Below are 14858 nucleotides of genomic sequence, written 5' to 3'. Positions count from 1 at the left end.
CCCATGAAACGCACGTTCCCAGCGGCCCTTCTCGTCGTCTCCCTCACCCTCACGGCCGGCTGCGACGGCAGCGGCGGCGGCAACGCCGAGCAGGCCAACGCCGCCACCGGCCCGATCACCGTCTGGCTCTCCAACAACCAGGAGGAGTTGGCCTGGGGCAAGGCCATGGTCGACGCCTGGAACGGTCAGCACGCCGACCAGAAGATCACCGCGCAGGAGATCCCGGCCGGCAAGAGCTCGGAGGAGGTCATCGGCGCCGCGATCACCGCCGGCAACGCGCCCTGCCTGATCTTCAACACCGCGCCGGCCGCCGTGCCGCAGTTCCAGAAGCAGGGCGGACTGGTCGCGCTCGACTCCTTCGCCGGCGGCGCGCAGTACATCAGCGACCGCACCGGGGACACCGCGCAGCAGTACAAGTCGGCCGACGGCAAGTTCTACCAGATGCCGTGGAAATCGAACCCGGTCATGATCTTCTACAACAAGGACATCTTCGCCAAGGCCGGGCTCGACCCCGAAAAACCAACCCTGACGACGTACGCCGATTTCATGACCGCCGCCCGGAAGATCAAGTCGTCCGGGGCCGCGCCGTCCGCGATCTATCCGGCGCCGAGCAGCGAGTTCTTCCAGTCCTGGTTCGACTTCTACCCGTTGTTCGCGGCCGAGACCGACGGCCAGCAGCTGGTCAAGGACGGCAAGGCGCAGTTCAACTCCCCGCAGGGGCAGGCTGTCGCCGCGTTCTGGAAGACGCTGTACGACGAGGGCCTGGCGCCCAAGGAGACGTACAACGGTGACTCGTTCGCCGACCAGAAGGCCGCCATGGCGATCGTCGGCCCGTGGGCCATCAAGGTGTACGGCGACAAGGTGAAGTGGGGTGCCGTGCCGGTGCCGACCTCCACCGGCAAGCCGGCCGATCAGATCCGGACGTTCAGCGACGCCAAGAACGTGGCGATGTACAGCGCCTGCCAGAACCGGGCCACCGCCTGGGAAGTGATGAAGTTCGCGACCAGTCAGGAGCAGGACGGCAAGCTGCTCGACGCGACCGGTCAGATGCCGCTGCGCAAGGATCTGCCGACCGCCTACCCCGACTACTTCACCAAGAATCCGGCCTACAAGCAGTTCGCCGACCAGGCCGCGCGCACCGTGGAAGTGCCCAACGTGCCGAACTCGGTGGCCATCTGGCAGGCGTTCCGGGACGCGTACTCCCAGTCGGTGATCTTCGGTAAGCAGCCCGTGACCGACGCCTTCGCCGGCGCTGCCCAGAAGGTCGACCAGCTCGCCAGCGGATCATGAAGGCCCTGCTCGGCCGGCACCCGGTGGGGCTGATCCTCTCCGCGCCGTACGTGCTCTATCTCGCCGTCATCTTCGCGTACCCGTTCGGGTTCTCGATCTGGATGAGCTTCCACGACTACTTCTTCGCCGCGCCCGGGGCGATCGTCGACCACCCGTTCGTCGGGCTGGACAACTACCGGGCGGTGGTGGCCGACCCGGCGGTCCGGCAGGCGTTCGGCAACATCCTGGTCTTCCTGGTCATCAACGTCCCGCTGACCGCCGCGCTGGCGCTGGTGCTGGCGGTCGCGCTCAACCAGGCGGTGCACGCCCGGACCTTCCTGCGGGTCTCGTTCTACGTGCCCTACGTGACCGCGAGCGTCGCCGTGGTCGGGGTGTGGCTGTTCCTGTTCAACTCCGGCGGCCTGGTCAACACCGTCCTGGGTCCGCTCGCCCCCGACCCGTCCTGGCTGGTCAACGACCACCTGGCCATGCCGGTCATCGCGTTCTTCGTCACCTGGAAGCAGCTCGGCTTCTTCATCCTGCTCTACCTGGCCGCGCTGCAGAACGTGCCCAAGGAACTCTACGAGTCGGCCTCGGTCGACGGCGCCAACGGCTGGCACCGGTTCTGGTCGGTGACCGTGCCGGCCGTCCGACCGGCGACCGCGCTGGTGGTGATCCTGGCCCTGATCACCGGCGCCAACCTGTTCACCGAGCCCTACCTGCTCACCGGCGGGGGCGGCCCGAACGGCGCGTCGGCGTCACCGGTGCTGGTCATGTACCAGCGCGGCATCCAGCAGGGCGAGCCCGACTTCGCGGCCGCTCTCGGGGTGCTGCTCGTGATCGGGGTGCTGCTCGTCGCGTACGTCAATCGTCGTTTCATCGAAGGGAAGGACTGACATGGGTCGCTGGCCTGCGGCGATGCGCTATGTTCTGCTCTTCCTGGGCGCACTGATCTTCCTGTTCCCGTTCTACTACATGCTGATCGGCTCGTTGCAGTCCGCGCCGGACACCTCGGTGCGCGGCGCGTTCCCGACCTCCGGGCTGACCCTGGGCAACTACCGGGACATCAACTCGCGGGTCGATCTGGTGCGCTCGCTGGTCAACTCCGGCATCTTCACCGGCGGCGTGCTGCTCGGCACGGTCGTGTTCGGCGTGCTCGCCGGGTACGCCCTGGCCCGGCTGCGTTTCCGCGGGCGCGGCACCCTGTTCGTGCTCGTGCTGCTGGTCCAGGTGATCCCGTTCCAGCTGCTGCTGATCCCGCTGTACGTGCTGATCGTGCGCGGCTACGGGCTGGCCGACAACTACCTGGGCATGATCCTGCCGTTCGCCATCAACACCACCGCGGTCTTCATTTTCCGGCAGTTCTTCCTGCAGCTGCCCGACGAATTGTTCGCCGCAGCCCGGCTCGACGGCGCCGGCGAGGTGCGGATCCTCTGGTCGGTGGCGTTGCCGCTGGTGCGCCCGGCCCTGCTCACCGCGATGCTGCTGACCTTCATCGGCCCGTGGAACGAGTTCCTGTGGCCGTTCCTGGTCACCAAGAACGCCGACATGCAGCCCCTGGCGGTCTCGCTGGCCAACTACATCAGCAACGTGTCGGCGCGGGCGGCCAACCCGTTCGGCGCCATCCTGGCCGGCGCGTGCGTGCTGGCCGCCCCGGCGGTCGCGCTGTTCGTGGCGTTCCAGCGGCAGTTCATCTCCACCGACATCGGCTCCGGCGTGAAAGGCTGACATGGTTCCCTACACCCTGACCCGGGTCGGCGTCGTCATGACGCCCGACAGCCGTGACCCGCTGGAGGCCGAGGGCGTTCTCAACCCGGCCAGCGGGCGAACCCCCGACGGGCGCCTGTTCCTGCTGCCGCGCCTGGTGGCCCCCGGCAACGTCTCGCGCGTCGGACTCGCCGAGGTCGAGATCGAGGACGGTGTGCCCGTGGGGGTGCGCCGCCAGGGCGTGGTGCTCGCCCCCGACGAGGGCTGGGAGCGCGGACGCAACAACGCCGGCGTGGAGGATCCCCGCACGACCTGGGTGCCGAGCCTCGGCCGGCACCTCATGACGTACGTGGCGTTCGGGCCGCTCGGGCCCCGGCTCGCGCTGGCCGTCTCCGATGACCTGTTGTCGTGGCAGCGGCTCGGCCCGGTGCAGTTCACCTACCAGCCCGACCTGGACACCGACCTCAACCTGTTCCCGAACAAGGACGCGGTGTTCTTCCCCGAGCCGGTGCCCGACCCGGACGGGCGCCCGAGCTACGCGATGATCCACCGCCCGATGTGGGATCTGGGCTGGTTCCGGCCGGGGGAGGGCGTGCACCTGCCGGCCGGGATCGCCGACGAGCGGGCCGGGATCTGGATCTCGTACGTGCCCACCGAGGAGGTCGAGGCCGACATCACCGCGCTGGTCCGGCTGCGCAATCACCGTTGCGTGGCGATGCCCCGATTTCCCTATGAGGAACTGAAGATCGGCGCCGGACCACCGCCGCTGCGAGTGCCCGAGGGCTGGCTGCTGATCCATCACGGGGTCACCGGTTACATCCCGCCCGGCTTCGACCCGAAAGGACAAAAGGTGACGTACGCGGCAGGGGCGATGCTGCTCGACCCGGACGACCCGAGCCACGTGCTCGATCGCACCACCGAGCCGATCTTCGTACCCGAGACGATCGGTGAGCGCACGGGCAACGTGCCCAACGTCGTGTTCCCCACGGCCATCGAGCAGATCGACGACGTCCACTACGTCTTCTACGGCATGGCCGACAGCCGGATCGGTGTCGCCCGCCTGGACCGTGTCCCGTGAACCGCCGGACCGTACTGCTGGGCGGGGGCGCCGCCCTGGCCGCGCCGCTGCTGAGCCCGGCACCGAGCTTCGCCGCGCCCACGCGGCTGACCAACACCGCCCACCTCGACTTCCTGCGCGACAGCGTGGTTCCGCCGGTGCAGGCCGGTCACACCACGTACCGGCCGTCGAGCGGCATCGGCGTGCTCTGGACCTACGCCGAACCGACCACCAGCGGGGCCTACCGGCGGATCGGCGGCGGACCCTACGACCCGGCCACCGACACCTACGGCCAGGGCGCGTTCAACTCCGACGACATCGCGCGGGCCGCGATCGTCTACCTCCGGCACTGGCGGCAGACCGGATCGGCGCGCAGCCGGACCGCCGCCTACGAGCTGCTGCGCGGCCTGACCTACTTCCAGGCGGCCGGCTCCGGCTACTTCGTCCTGTGGATGCAACCCGACGGCACCCTCAACCCCAGCCCCGAACCGGTCGAGCTGCCCGACCCGTCCGACAGCGGGCCGTCGTACTGGCTGGCCCGCGCCATCTGGGCGCTCGGCGAGGGCTACGCCGCGTTCCGCCTGGCCGACCCGGACTTCGCGACCTTCCTCGAACAGCGACTCGATCGGGCGATCAAGGCGATAGACCTTTCCGCGTACGGCACCTGGCAGCTCGCCGACGGCGTGCGCCGGCCCGCGTGGCTGATCGTCGACGGCGCCGACGCCAGCGCCGAAGCGGTCCTCGGGCTGGCCGCCTACGTCGCCACCGGACACGGCACACCGGTCGCCCGGCGGGCGTTGCGGCAGCTGGCCGACGGCATCGCCGCGATGGCCGGGGGAGACGCGCGCCGATGGCCGTTCGGCGCGATCCTGCCGTGGGCGCTGTCGGGCTCCGACTGGCACGCCTGGGCGTCGCAGATGCCGGCCGCGCTCGCCCGCGCCGGCCAGGTGCTCGGCGACGACCGCCTGGTGCGCCCGGGGGCCACCGACTCGGCCGTGTTCACACCGTGGCTGCTGACCTCCGGCGGTCCCGACAACGGCCGGTTGCCCGCGCGCATCGACCGGACCCAGATCGCGTACGGCGTGGACTCGCGCCTCCAATCACTGGTCGCCGTGGCCGCGGCCACCGGCCGCGACGGCTTCCGTCAACTGGCCGGCATCGTGGCCGCGTGGTACTTCGGCGCCAACGCGGCCGGGACGCCCGCCTACGACCCCGCGACCGGACGCACGGTGGACGGCATCTCCGGCGACGGCGTCGTCAACCGCAACGCGGGCGCCGAGTCGACCATCCACGGCCTGCTCAGCATGCTCGCCCTCGACGCGCATCCGGACGTGGCCGCCCTCGCCGCCCGGGGCCGCGTCGTCGAACGGGTCGGCGCGACCACCGTCGAGGCCGAGTCCGCGGCCCTGACCGGGGGCGCCACGATCGTCACCCCGCCGTCGCCGTGGACCGGGGAGTCCCAGTTCAGCGGGGATCGGTACGCGCTCCTGCCGGCCGGTGCCTCGGCCCGCTTCACCCTGCCCGCGGCCGATCAGCCCCGGCTGGTGCTTGCGGTGGCCGATCTGCGGCCGGGCAGCGCGGCCGTCACCCGCTGGTCCGGCACCGGCCGGTCGCTGGGCGTGGTGCGGCACGGGGACGTCGGTCCGCAGGGTGTCTCGCCGGCGCCGGGGGCGTTGCTGCCGGTCACCCTGCCGGGCGAGGTGCCCGCGGGCGCAACCGATCTGCTGGCGACGGCGGCCGGGGGCGAGGCGGTGCTCGACGCGGTGATCGTCGAGCCGCTGATCTCCCGCTACGTGCTGGCCGGGGTGGCGCTGCTTCGCAGCGCGGCCCAGGACCCGCGGACGGCAACGGTCACGGTTCCCGGCACCGGCCCGGCGACCGTCGAGACCTACGACGCATCCGGCGTCCGCCGCCTGCGAACCACCGCCACCGGCCGGGGTATCCGTGCGGTGGTACTGCCCGGGGGTTTCACCGTGATCCGTCGCTGACGGGTGACGCCGGCCGGCTGCCGACCGGCCGGCGTCTACCCGGCGGCCGGTTTGCGAGATAGAACGATCGGTCTTGACAAGGTTGCGGCGGCCGGGTCATCCTTTGCGGGACAGAACGTTTGGTCTCCTGAAGGGGTCATCGTGACCACCATCGCTGCTTCCCCCGGCATCTCCCGGACCGCCTCCGCGCTGCGACGGCTGTACTTCGTCCGGTTCGCGTTCGCCATCGTCTGGGCGATCGTGACCATCGCGACGGCCAAGGAGATCGGGCCGCTCACGGTGACACTGTTCGTGCTCTACCCGCTCTTCGACGTCGGCGCGGCCGTCTACGACCTGCGCTCGTCGCGGACCACCGGCTCGCCCGCTCTGCTCTACGTCAACATCGTGGTCAGCCTGCTCACCGCCATCGGGCTGGGGGTCGCCGCCGCGTCCGGCATCCCGGCGATGCTGCGGGTCTGGGGTGCCTGGGCGATCCTGGCCGGCGTGGTCCAGCTGATCGTCGGCGTGACCCGCCGCAAGATGGGCGGTCAATGGCCGATGATCGTCAGTGGCGGCATCTCGGTGCTGGCCGGTGGATCCTTCGTCGCGAGCGCCGCGGCCGACAACCCGGTGCTGACCAACGCGGCCGGCTACGCCGTCCCCGGCGCCATCTTCTTCCTCATCGCCGCCATCCGCCTCGGCCGCGCCGCGAAGGGTAACTGACATGAGCGACAGCAACACGTACGACGTGATCGTGATCGGCGCCGGTCCGGTCGGGGAGAACGTCGCCGACCGGGTCGTGAAGGGCGGGCTGACCGCCGCGATCGTGGAGCGCGAGCTGGTCGGGGGCGAGTGCTCGTACTGGGCCTGCATGCCGACCAAGGCCCTGCTGCGCAGCGCGGCGGCGTTGCGGGCGGTCCGCCGGCTGCCCGGAGCGCGGGAAGCGGTGACCGGCGAGCTGGACGCGGCGGCGGTGCTGAAACGCCGGGACGCGTTCGCGTCGCAGTGGAAGGACGACGGTCAGGTGTCCTGGCTGGAGTCGGCCGGGATCACCCTCGTCCGCGGCCAGGGCCGGATCACCGGTCCCAGGATCGTCGAGGTCGGCGGCGTCACCCTGACCGCCCGGCACGCCGTGGTGGTGGCGACCGGCAGCGGCGCGCTGGTCCCGGACATCGCCGGCCTGCGCGACGCCAAGCCGTGGACGAGCCGGGAGGCCGCGTCGGCCGAGCACGTGCCGGCCCGGCTGGTGGTGATCGGCGCCGGCGTGGTCGGCACCGAGATGGCGACCGCGTTCGCCGCCCTCGGCTCGTCGGTGACCCTGCTGGCCCGCGACGGTGTGCTGCCCGCGGCCGAGCCGTTCGCCGGGGAGATGATCGCCGAGGCGCTGCGCGAGGCCGGTGCGTCGGTGCGGACCGGCGCCGAGGTCGTCTCGGTCGGCCGCGACCAGGCCGGGATCGTGCAGGTCGAGACGGCCGACGGCGAGCGGATCGAGGCCGACGAGGTTCTGGTGGCGGTCGGCCGGACCCCGAACACGCGGGACCTCGGGCTGGACAGCATCGGGCTGACGCCCGGTGACTGGCTGACCGTCGACGACGAACTGCGCGTGGCCGGCGCGGGGGACTGGCTGTACGCGGCCGGCGACGTGAACCGGCGGGCGCTGCTGACCCATCAGGGCAAGTACCAGGCGCGGGCGCTGGGCGACGCGATCGTGGCCCGGGCCAAGGGTGAGCCGGTCGAGTCCGGGCGGTGGGGCCGGCACGCGGCGACCGCCGACGAGCGCGCGGTGCCGCAGGTGGTGTTCACCGAGCCGGAGATCGCATCGGTCGGGCTCACGGCGGCCGCGGCCGAGGCGGCCGGGCTGCGGACCCGGGTCGTCGACTACGACCTGGGCTCGGTGGCGGGCGCCTCGCTGCACGCCGACGGCTACCGGGGACGGGCCCGGATGGTGGTCGACGAGGACCGCAAGGTGATCGTCGGCCTCACCCTGGCCGGTCCGGACGTGGCCGAACTCATCCACGCCGCCACCGTCGCCATCGTCGGCGAGGTGCCTCTCGACCGGCTCTGGCACGCGGTCCCCTCGTATCCCACGGTCAGCGAGATCTGGCTTCGGCTGCTGGAGACGTACGGCCGCTGAGTTTCTTGAATGTCTGTTGTGTTTTTCCGCATTGAGGAGAGTGCTGTGCCTACCAAGATCACGCTGATCATCGACAACCCGGCCGACCCCGACGGCTTCGAGAGCGTCTTCGCCGGTGTGAAGGCCGCCGCGGCGAAGTTCCCGAACCTGCGGCGGCTCGAATCGGCCAAGGTGTGGCCGAAGGAGGACGGGACGGACACCCCGGCCTACCGGACCCTCGACCTGTACTTCGACAGCTACGAGGACGCCTCGGCGGCGGTGACGACGCCGGAGGCCGCCGAGGCGTTCGGCGGCCTCGTGGGCAGCCAGGTCCCGTTCAAGGGCCTGTTCTCCGACATCGAGGCGTGACCCACGACGACGTTGAGACGTGACTCCGCGAACTGACCCGGCCGCCCTGGCCGGGTCAGTTCGTGCTTCAGGGGACGATCCGGGTCGTGGCCACGCAGGCGTCGGCCGTCGGCGCGGTTGCGGTGATTCGGTCAGGCCGTCGGTGATCGAACCACCCAGCGGCATCACCCGAATTCCCGTTCGAATCGGCGTCGGCGGGAATCGTCATGCCGGTTATCGCAGAGAATGTCACGACGATGAAAGCCACGATTGAATACCACCATCGACGCGCTATTGTTCGCTCCTCCGGGAATGCGCGCGCCGATGCGGAAGGACCTGGGTCCGTTGATGGAGCGCGAGAGTGGCCGGTCTGTCGAGGCTTCCCCGCGCCCGACGGTGTTCCACGGCCCGAAACAGTGACAAGTATTGATGGAAACGGTTCGGCTTGGCAAGCCTCCGGTCACCCGGCCGGCGCGGCCGTGCTGTCGCGGACGATGAGGGTGGTCGCCAGCTCCACCCGGGTGTGCGCGAGCGGGCGCCCGGCGGCCAGGTCGACGGCGAGCTCCGCGGCGGCGACGCCCATCTCCACCAGCGGCTGGCGGACGGTGGTCAGCGGCGGCCCGGACCATCGGCTGTAGGTGAGGTCGTCGAAGCCGACCACGCTCAGGTCGTCCGGGACGCGCAGCCCGGCCTGCCGGAGCGCCTCGTAGAGGCCGAACGCCTGCAGGTCGTTGCCGCAGAACACGGCGGTGGGCCGCTCCGGCAGGCGCAGCAGCTCGCGGCCGTAGCTGAGCCCGTCCTCGAACGCGAACCACTGGCCGACCCGGACCAGCCGCTCGTCCAGGGGTGTCCCGGCGGCCGACATCGCGGCCCGGGCACCCTCCAGCCGGGCTCGCGCGCACAGCCGGTCGGCCGGTCCGCTGAGCACCGCGATCCGGCGATGGCCGAGCCCGAGCAGGTGCCGGACGGCGGCGATCCCGCCGTTCCAGTTGGTCGCCCCCACCGATGGGATCGGGTGTTCCGGCTCGCCGTTGGGGTCGAGCGCGACCAGCGGGATCCCGCTGGCCACCAGCAGGGCGTGCTGTTCCGGGCTGAAGCCGAGGTGGACGGCGATCACCGCGATCGGGCGGCGGGCCAGCATCTCGCGGGCCCAGGTGCGGCCCAGCGACGCCTGATGCAGGGCGTCGGTGAAGCTGACGGCCAGTGAGTGCCGGCCGGCGACCGCCTCCACCCCGTGCAGGATGTTGATCGCCGTGCTGCTCTGCATGCCGTAGAAGACGACTTCCAGGTGGGCGGCCTGGACCAGGTTGCCCGGCCGGCGGTAGCCGTGCTCGCGCAGCGCCGTCTCCACCCGCCGCCGGGTCTCCGGGGCCACGCCGGTGCGGCCGTTGAGCACTTTGGACACGGTCGGTGCGGAGACGCCGGCCAGCCGGGCGACCGCCGCGACGGTGAGTTCGCCACGCCGCCGGCCGCGTCGGCGCACGGCCGCCGGACTGGCCTCGGCCGGCCCCTCGGCGGCCCGGGGCACCGGGCCGCGCTGCCGGTGGACCTCGCCGAGCAGCCGGACCCGGGCGGCCTCGGCGTCCCGCTCGGCGGTCTCCCCGGCCGGGACGGTCTCCTGCAGGTATCGCCGTTTGCGGGTCGCCGGGTCGATGCCGGCGTACACCCGCACGCGCAGGGAGCCGCTGGGCAACCGCTCGATCTCGCCCTGTGCCATGGACCAACATTAGTGTCGTATGGCTCCACGTCAATCCATCGATAGCTCCACGTCTCGATGCCCGGGCGGTGCTCGGCCCGGAGATGGCTCCACCGGCCGGAATCTTATGAAGCAGCGAGCAATCAGTATTAAAGATGGTTCGGGAAATTCACGTCAATCGCTGCTATTGACCGGTCTGACACGGCGTCGTAACGTGCGCTTCATCAGTCCGGAAGTGTCCGAGAGGTCTTCGGAAGTTTCGGTGCACCGGGATCCGGACATGCCCGCGGCGCACCATTCCCCGTGCGGACGGCCATGATTCCCCGATCATGGCCGGCGCATCCGTCCCCATTGGAAGGAGCTCCCTGGTGAATATCAACTCGGGCCGTTCCCGGGCCCGTCCGGCGGTTGTCGCGCTGGTCGTCTCGGCACTGGCCGTCGCCGGCGCGGTCACCGCCCTGGCCGGCACCGCCACCGCGCAGACCACCGCCGCGTCCGCACTGGCCGGGCCGGTCGAGGACGAGGGCGCCGACTGCGCGGTGCCGGCCCTGCCCGACGCCGGATCGCTGCCCACCGACGCCAAACTGCCCGACCCCTTCACCAAGATCGACGGCACGCGCATCTCGACCGTCGCCGACTGGCGGTGCCGGCGGGAAGAGATCAAGAAACAGGCCGAGAAGTACGTGTACGGCACCAAACCGGCCCGCCCGGCGACCGTCACCGGCACAGTGTCCTCGACCAACATCACGGTGAACGTGACCGACAACGGCCGGAGCGCCAGCTTCTCGGCCTCGGTGTCGCTGCCCAGCGGCACCGGCCCGTTCCCGGCGGTGGTGGTCTACGGCGGGATCGCCGACACGGCCACGATCCGGGGTGCCGGCGCCGCGGTCATCAACTACGACCCGTACTCGGTGGGCAAGGAGGGCACCGGGCGCAGCAACAAGCAGGGCGCGTTCTACACCCTCTACGGCTCGACCAGCACGACCGGGCTGTTGCAGGCCTGGGGCTGGGGCGTCAGCCGGATCATCGACGTGATCGAGCAGTCGGGCGGCAGCGTCCTCAAGGCCGACGCGACCGGCGTGACCGGATGTTCCCGCTTCGGCAAGGGCGCGTTCGTGGCCGGGGTGTTCGACCAGCGGATCGCGCTGACCATGCCGATCGAGTCGGGCAGCGCCGGCGTGCCGATCTTCCGGGGCATTCCCGGGGAGGGCGCGCAGAGTTTGAGCAGCGCCTACGGCGAGCAGCCGTGGCTCGGTGACGCGTTCGGCTCGTTCACCGGTGCGCCGGGCAAACTGCCGGTCGACACCCACGAGATGGTGGCCATGGTGGCGCCGCGCGGGCTGTTCATCATGGACAACCCGCACATCGTGAACCTGGGTCCGAAGTCCGGCAGCGTCGCCGCACTGGGCGGCGCCGAGGTCTACAAGGCGCTCGGCGCGGGCAGCAACATCACCTACTGGTCCGACATCGCCAACGGGACGCACTGCGCCAACCGGCCCGAGTGGACCACCCCGCTGCAGCAGAACATCAAGAAGTTCCTGGTCAAGACCGGTAACGACCCGGGCGCGATCCGGATCTCGAGCAAGGCGGCGGGCAACCTGGCCGAGTGGCGGACCTGGACGACGCCCACGCTCGGCACCGGCCCGACGTCGCCGCCGCCCAGCGGCCCGGTTTCCCCGTCACCCAGCGTTCCGGGATCCCCGTCGCCGAGCGGCCCGACGTCACCGCCGCCGGGCGGGGGCAGTTGCACCGCGTCGATCACCCCGGGCACCGTGTGGGGCGACCGGTACAACACCTCGGTCACCGTCAGCGGCTCCACCAACTGGACCGTGACGGTCAACATCACCGCACCCCAGAAGGTGTCCACCACCTGGAGCGGCACCTTCACCTGGAGCAACAACGGCAACACCATGACCGTCAAACCCAACGGCAGCGGCAACACCTTCGGCTTCACCACCATGACCAACGGCAACAGCGGCGCACGACCCCAGATCGTCTCCTGCACCACCGGCTGAAAGGGTGTGACGCAGTTGACTATTTTGCTTAGCAATCCTGTGTCTTAGTGTGTCCGGATGGCTCGTCTTCGTTTGGCTCCGGCTGCTGCGTATCTGGGGGTTCACCCGATCACGTTGCGGCGGTGGGCTGATGACGGCCGGGTCGAGGTGGTGTGGGTCGGCAGGGAACGCCGGTTCGACACCGAAGCTCTGGACGCGTTTCTTGGCGTTACATCCGACGTACAAAAGCGGCGTGAGGCGTTGTATGTGCGGGTGTCAGGTTCGACCGGCCAGGGAACCTCGCTGAGCGCGCAGGAGGCCGAGCTGCGGGCGACGTCTTCGGGTGAGGTTGTTGCGGTGTTCAAGGATCGGGCTTCCGGGTTGCGGGAGAACCGGCCGGGTCTGGGTCGGCTGCTGAAGGCTGCTGCCAATGATGGGTTCACGGTTGTCCGGGTGACGCATGAGGACCGTCTCGCACGGTTCGGTGTCGTGTGGCTTACCGGGTTACTGGCCCAGTGCGGGGTGACGGTCGAGGTGCTGCACCCGAAGGGTTCCGCCGGCGGGAGGGAGGAACTCCTCGCGGATTTCATGTCGCTGGTGTCGACGTTCGCCGGCCGGATGTACGGAATCCGTTCCGGGGAGGCCCGCCGGCGTCTGCTTGCCGCCGCAGGCACCGGAACGGAACCGGTTGCTGAGCCCGTGGCATGAGTACAGGATCGGTTCTCACCGCGACGGCTACCTGTACCGCCGGCGCGACCAGGTCGGTGTCGGGGACACCGGAGAAACCTTGCCGTGACGTGCCGGTGACCCGGCGGCTGCTGGCCGAACGGGCTGAACATCTGACGGCCTTGGTCCAGCGGGCCGCAACGGAACTGCTGGCCAGGTTGTGGACCGACGCGAACCTGGACGTTCTCGCCGCCGGGGTCGACGCGACAGACCGCAAGCTGCCATCGAAGGGATGGATGGCGTTACGGCGTCTCGGCTGGACCGTCACGGCTGCGCCCGGCGTACGGCTACCCGACCGGGTCGCCCGGATCGCGGAGGAAGAAGCCGCCCGGGCACTGCGCCTGTCGTTGCACCGGCGTGCCGTCACTGCCGCGATCATCAGCACCTGGCCGGCTGACCCACGCAAACGTACCGCCGAGGAATGGGTGCTGCTTCGCGCCTGTCTGCCGGCCGGAACCGATCGGGCGACGATCCGTAACCGGACCCGACAAGTGATCGCGTTCGCTAGCGGACACGGACGGCTGCCGTCCGGCTTCACCGAACTGGAAACGCCACCACGGATCGCCGGACAGGTGCTGCTCGCCGCCGCGGACCGGCAACTGGTCCGCCTGCAACGCACAGGTGAGCGTGCGGCCCAGCTGTGGGTGCAACTCCCTGTGATGGCCGACCCCGCGTCGTACCGGGACTGGACCTGGCACGACATCACCGTGCCGCTGCCACCGACCGTCTCCGAGCAGGCAGCCCTGTGCACCCCGACCCTGCGCGTGCGTGACGGCAGTGTCCGGGTCGACCTGCCGTTCCAGACACCGATGGTCCCGGCTCCGCTCACCGGGCACCGGCGGGCGATCGGCGCTGACTGGGGCTACAACACCCTGCTCACCGCCGTAATCGCCGAACCCGGCCCCGATGACACCGTCATCTCCTACGGCCGTCCGCTACGGTTCGACGCGACCGGGATATCCCGCAAACTCGACCGGCTGCGCCTGCACCGTGAACACCTGAAAACAAGGATCAGCCACCTGCAGAAGCTCGCTGCCGGTCGCGGACCGGCTGGGCTCGACCCCGCGACCAAGAGCAAGCTCGAACTTCTCGACATCGAACACGCTCATGTCTGCGCCCGGATCCGGCATCTCGGACACACGCTGGCCTGGGCCGGCGCCCGCTGGCTGATCGACCAGGCCCACACGGCCGGCGCGACCGTCGTCTACCTCGAAGACCTGACCACGATGGAGGCCCCCGGCAGCAGCCGGGCATGGAACCGGCGGCTGTCCGGCGCGACCCGCGGCATCCTCGCCGACGCCGTCCGGCACCTCGGCGCGAAAGAACACATCACCGTCGTCACCGTCCCCGCCCGCGGCACCAGCTCCGGCTGCCCCCGCTGCGGCCAGACACTGCGGCACGTCAAAGCACCCGACAACCACAAACCGGCGAATCCGTGGGCGCTCTGCTCCTGCGGACACTCCGCAGATCGGGACTTCTCCGCCGCCCTGCGCATCGCCGCGCGAGGCATCGCCGGACAACAGCACACCGCCCGTAACCGTGCCGGTGAAGCCGGCATCCGCACCACCGTCGACGTTCCCGTCCACCGCCGCCTGGCGGCCACACCACGACCGGCGTCACCACCCCGGCCCTGCCGGGACAAGCACCGCCCCACACCGCCACGACCACGCCGCCGCAAGGCGCCCGGTCGTGTCCCCGGTTTCACCCCTGCCGCCCACGCGACGGCAGGATCCCGCCCAGCCCCGTCAGGGGCTGTCCAGCGTCCGGCGGGACGGACACCCCAGAACCTCACGGTTCAGGTGCCGGGGCCTGCGGCCCACACGTTTTCCTCCAACCCGTTACAGGCCCGGCACCGGGTTCGCGGGGCTGTCCTCGGCCGCGGTTTCCATCACCACGTGACCAGCACACCGCTACTCCAGCGACGCGGTCCACGTAGTGGTGAAACACCCGGTTCACACAGGACCGCACAGAAAAACTGAGA

General features: G+C 70.4%; 13 protein-coding genes. 11 read left to right on the top strand and 2 right to left on the bottom strand.

All coding sequences use genetic code 11. The features are described from left to right. Positions 1–3 precede the first annotated feature (3 nt). From ACSHV8_RS22675 to ACSHV8_RS22640, 8 genes are all read left to right on the top strand, one after another. Entirely contained in the window at positions 4–1290 is a 1287-nt protein-coding gene (locus ACSHV8_RS22675; RefSeq protein WP_436535755.1) for an extracellular solute-binding protein, read from the top strand. Beyond that, positions 1287–2165, top strand: a complete 879-nt coding sequence (locus tag ACSHV8_RS22670; RefSeq protein ID WP_436535754.1) for a carbohydrate ABC transporter permease — start codon at positions 1287–1289, stop codon at positions 2163–2165. Before ACSHV8_RS22675 ends, ACSHV8_RS22670 begins: the two co-directional genes overlap by 4 nt. 1 nt (position 2166) lies before the next feature. After that, positions 2167–2997: a carbohydrate ABC transporter permease gene (locus ACSHV8_RS22665; protein ID WP_436535753.1), complete on the top strand. Its 831-nt coding sequence runs from the start codon at positions 2167–2169 to the stop codon at positions 2995–2997. A gap of 1 nt (position 2998) precedes the next feature. Then, the gene (locus tag ACSHV8_RS22660; RefSeq protein ID WP_436535752.1) at positions 2999–4054 is read left to right on the top strand and encodes a glycoside hydrolase family 130 protein; all 1056 of its coding nucleotides are present in this window, start codon (positions 2999–3001) and stop codon (positions 4052–4054) included. Beyond that, positions 4051–6021: a hypothetical protein gene (locus ACSHV8_RS22655; RefSeq protein ID WP_436535751.1), complete on the top strand. Its 1971-nt coding sequence runs from the start codon at positions 4051–4053 to the stop codon at positions 6019–6021. Before ACSHV8_RS22660 ends, ACSHV8_RS22655 begins: the two co-directional genes overlap by 4 nt. Before the next feature lie 141 nt (positions 6022–6162). Further along, the gene (locus ACSHV8_RS22650; RefSeq protein WP_436535750.1) at positions 6163–6723 is read left to right on the top strand and encodes a hypothetical protein; all 561 of its coding nucleotides are present in this window, start codon (positions 6163–6165) and stop codon (positions 6721–6723) included. A 1-nt stretch (position 6724) separates the two neighbouring features. Continuing rightward, on the top strand, positions 6725–8134 hold the full coding sequence (locus ACSHV8_RS22645) for a dihydrolipoyl dehydrogenase family protein (protein WP_436535749.1): 1410 nt from the start codon (positions 6725–6727) through the stop codon (positions 8132–8134). Between the two features lie 45 nt (positions 8135–8179). After that, positions 8180–8482: a hypothetical protein gene (locus ACSHV8_RS22640; RefSeq protein WP_436535748.1), complete on the top strand. Its 303-nt coding sequence runs from the start codon at positions 8180–8182 to the stop codon at positions 8480–8482. 67 nt (positions 8483–8549) lie between these two features. Here the strand turns inward: ACSHV8_RS22640 and ACSHV8_RS22635 are convergent, their stop codons facing one another. Together ACSHV8_RS22635 and ACSHV8_RS22630 are read right to left on the bottom strand one after the other, a co-directional pair. Beyond that, positions 8550–8729 carry a hypothetical protein gene (locus ACSHV8_RS22635; protein WP_436535747.1) on the bottom strand — a complete coding sequence of 60 codons (180 nt, stop codon included), beginning with the start codon at positions 8727–8729 and terminating at the stop codon, positions 8550–8552. Positions 8730–8921: 192 nt separating this feature from the next. Then, positions 8922–10178, bottom strand: coding sequence for a LacI family DNA-binding transcriptional regulator (locus tag ACSHV8_RS22630; protein ID WP_436535746.1), 1257 nt, complete (start codon positions 10176–10178; stop codon positions 8922–8924). Positions 10179–10525: 347 nt separating this feature from the next. Between ACSHV8_RS22630 and ACSHV8_RS22625 the strand changes: the two genes are divergently transcribed. The 3 genes from ACSHV8_RS22625 to ACSHV8_RS22615 all read left to right on the top strand — a co-directional run bounded on the left by ACSHV8_RS22625 (position 10526) and on the right by ACSHV8_RS22615 (position 14856). After that, positions 10526–12172, top strand: coding sequence for a glucuronyl esterase domain-containing protein (locus ACSHV8_RS22625; protein ID WP_436535745.1), 1647 nt, complete (start codon positions 10526–10528; stop codon positions 12170–12172). Positions 12173–12229: 57 nt separating this feature from the next. Beyond that, the gene (locus ACSHV8_RS22620) at positions 12230–12859 is read left to right on the top strand and encodes an IS607 family transposase (RefSeq protein ID WP_436535744.1); all 630 of its coding nucleotides are present in this window, start codon (positions 12230–12232) and stop codon (positions 12857–12859) included. An 89-nt stretch (positions 12860–12948) separates the two neighbouring features. After that, on the top strand, positions 12949–14856 hold the full coding sequence (locus ACSHV8_RS22615; protein ID WP_436535743.1) for a zinc ribbon domain-containing protein: 1908 nt from the start codon (positions 12949–12951) through the stop codon (positions 14854–14856). The last annotated feature ends 2 nt before the right edge of the window (positions 14857–14858 follow it).

It is taken from the genome of Actinoplanes sp. HUAS TT8 (assembly GCF_051380535.1).
Taxonomy (GTDB): domain Bacteria; phylum Actinomycetota; class Actinomycetes; order Mycobacteriales; family Micromonosporaceae; genus Actinoplanes.
The sequence above is the reverse complement of the archived record's forward strand: the minus strand, read 5'-3'. Positions and strand labels throughout refer to the sequence as shown.

What these genes read in the sequence shown, in the direction of transcription:
- ACSHV8_RS22675 (WP_436535755.1), top strand. Translation starts at nt 4, where the DNA reads ATGAAACGCACGTTCCCAGCGGCCCTTCTCGTCGTCTCCCTCACCCTC.
- ACSHV8_RS22670 (WP_436535754.1), top strand. Translation starts at nt 1,287, where the DNA reads ATGAAGGCCCTGCTCGGCCGGCACCCGGTGGGGCTGATCCTCTCCGCG.
- ACSHV8_RS22665 (WP_436535753.1), top strand. Translation starts at nt 2,167, where the DNA reads ATGGGTCGCTGGCCTGCGGCGATGCGCTATGTTCTGCTCTTCCTGGGC.
- ACSHV8_RS22660 (WP_436535752.1), top strand. Translation starts at nt 2,999, where the DNA reads ATGGTTCCCTACACCCTGACCCGGGTCGGCGTCGTCATGACGCCCGAC.
- ACSHV8_RS22645 (WP_436535749.1), top strand. Translation starts at nt 6,725, where the DNA reads ATGAGCGACAGCAACACGTACGACGTGATCGTGATCGGCGCCGGTCCG.
- ACSHV8_RS22630 (WP_436535746.1), bottom strand. Translation starts at nt 10,178, where the DNA reads ATGGCACAGGGCGAGATCGAGCGGTTGCCCAGCGGCTCCCTGCGCGTG.
- ACSHV8_RS22620 (WP_436535744.1), top strand. Translation starts at nt 12,230, where the DNA reads ATGGCTCGTCTTCGTTTGGCTCCGGCTGCTGCGTATCTGGGGGTTCAC.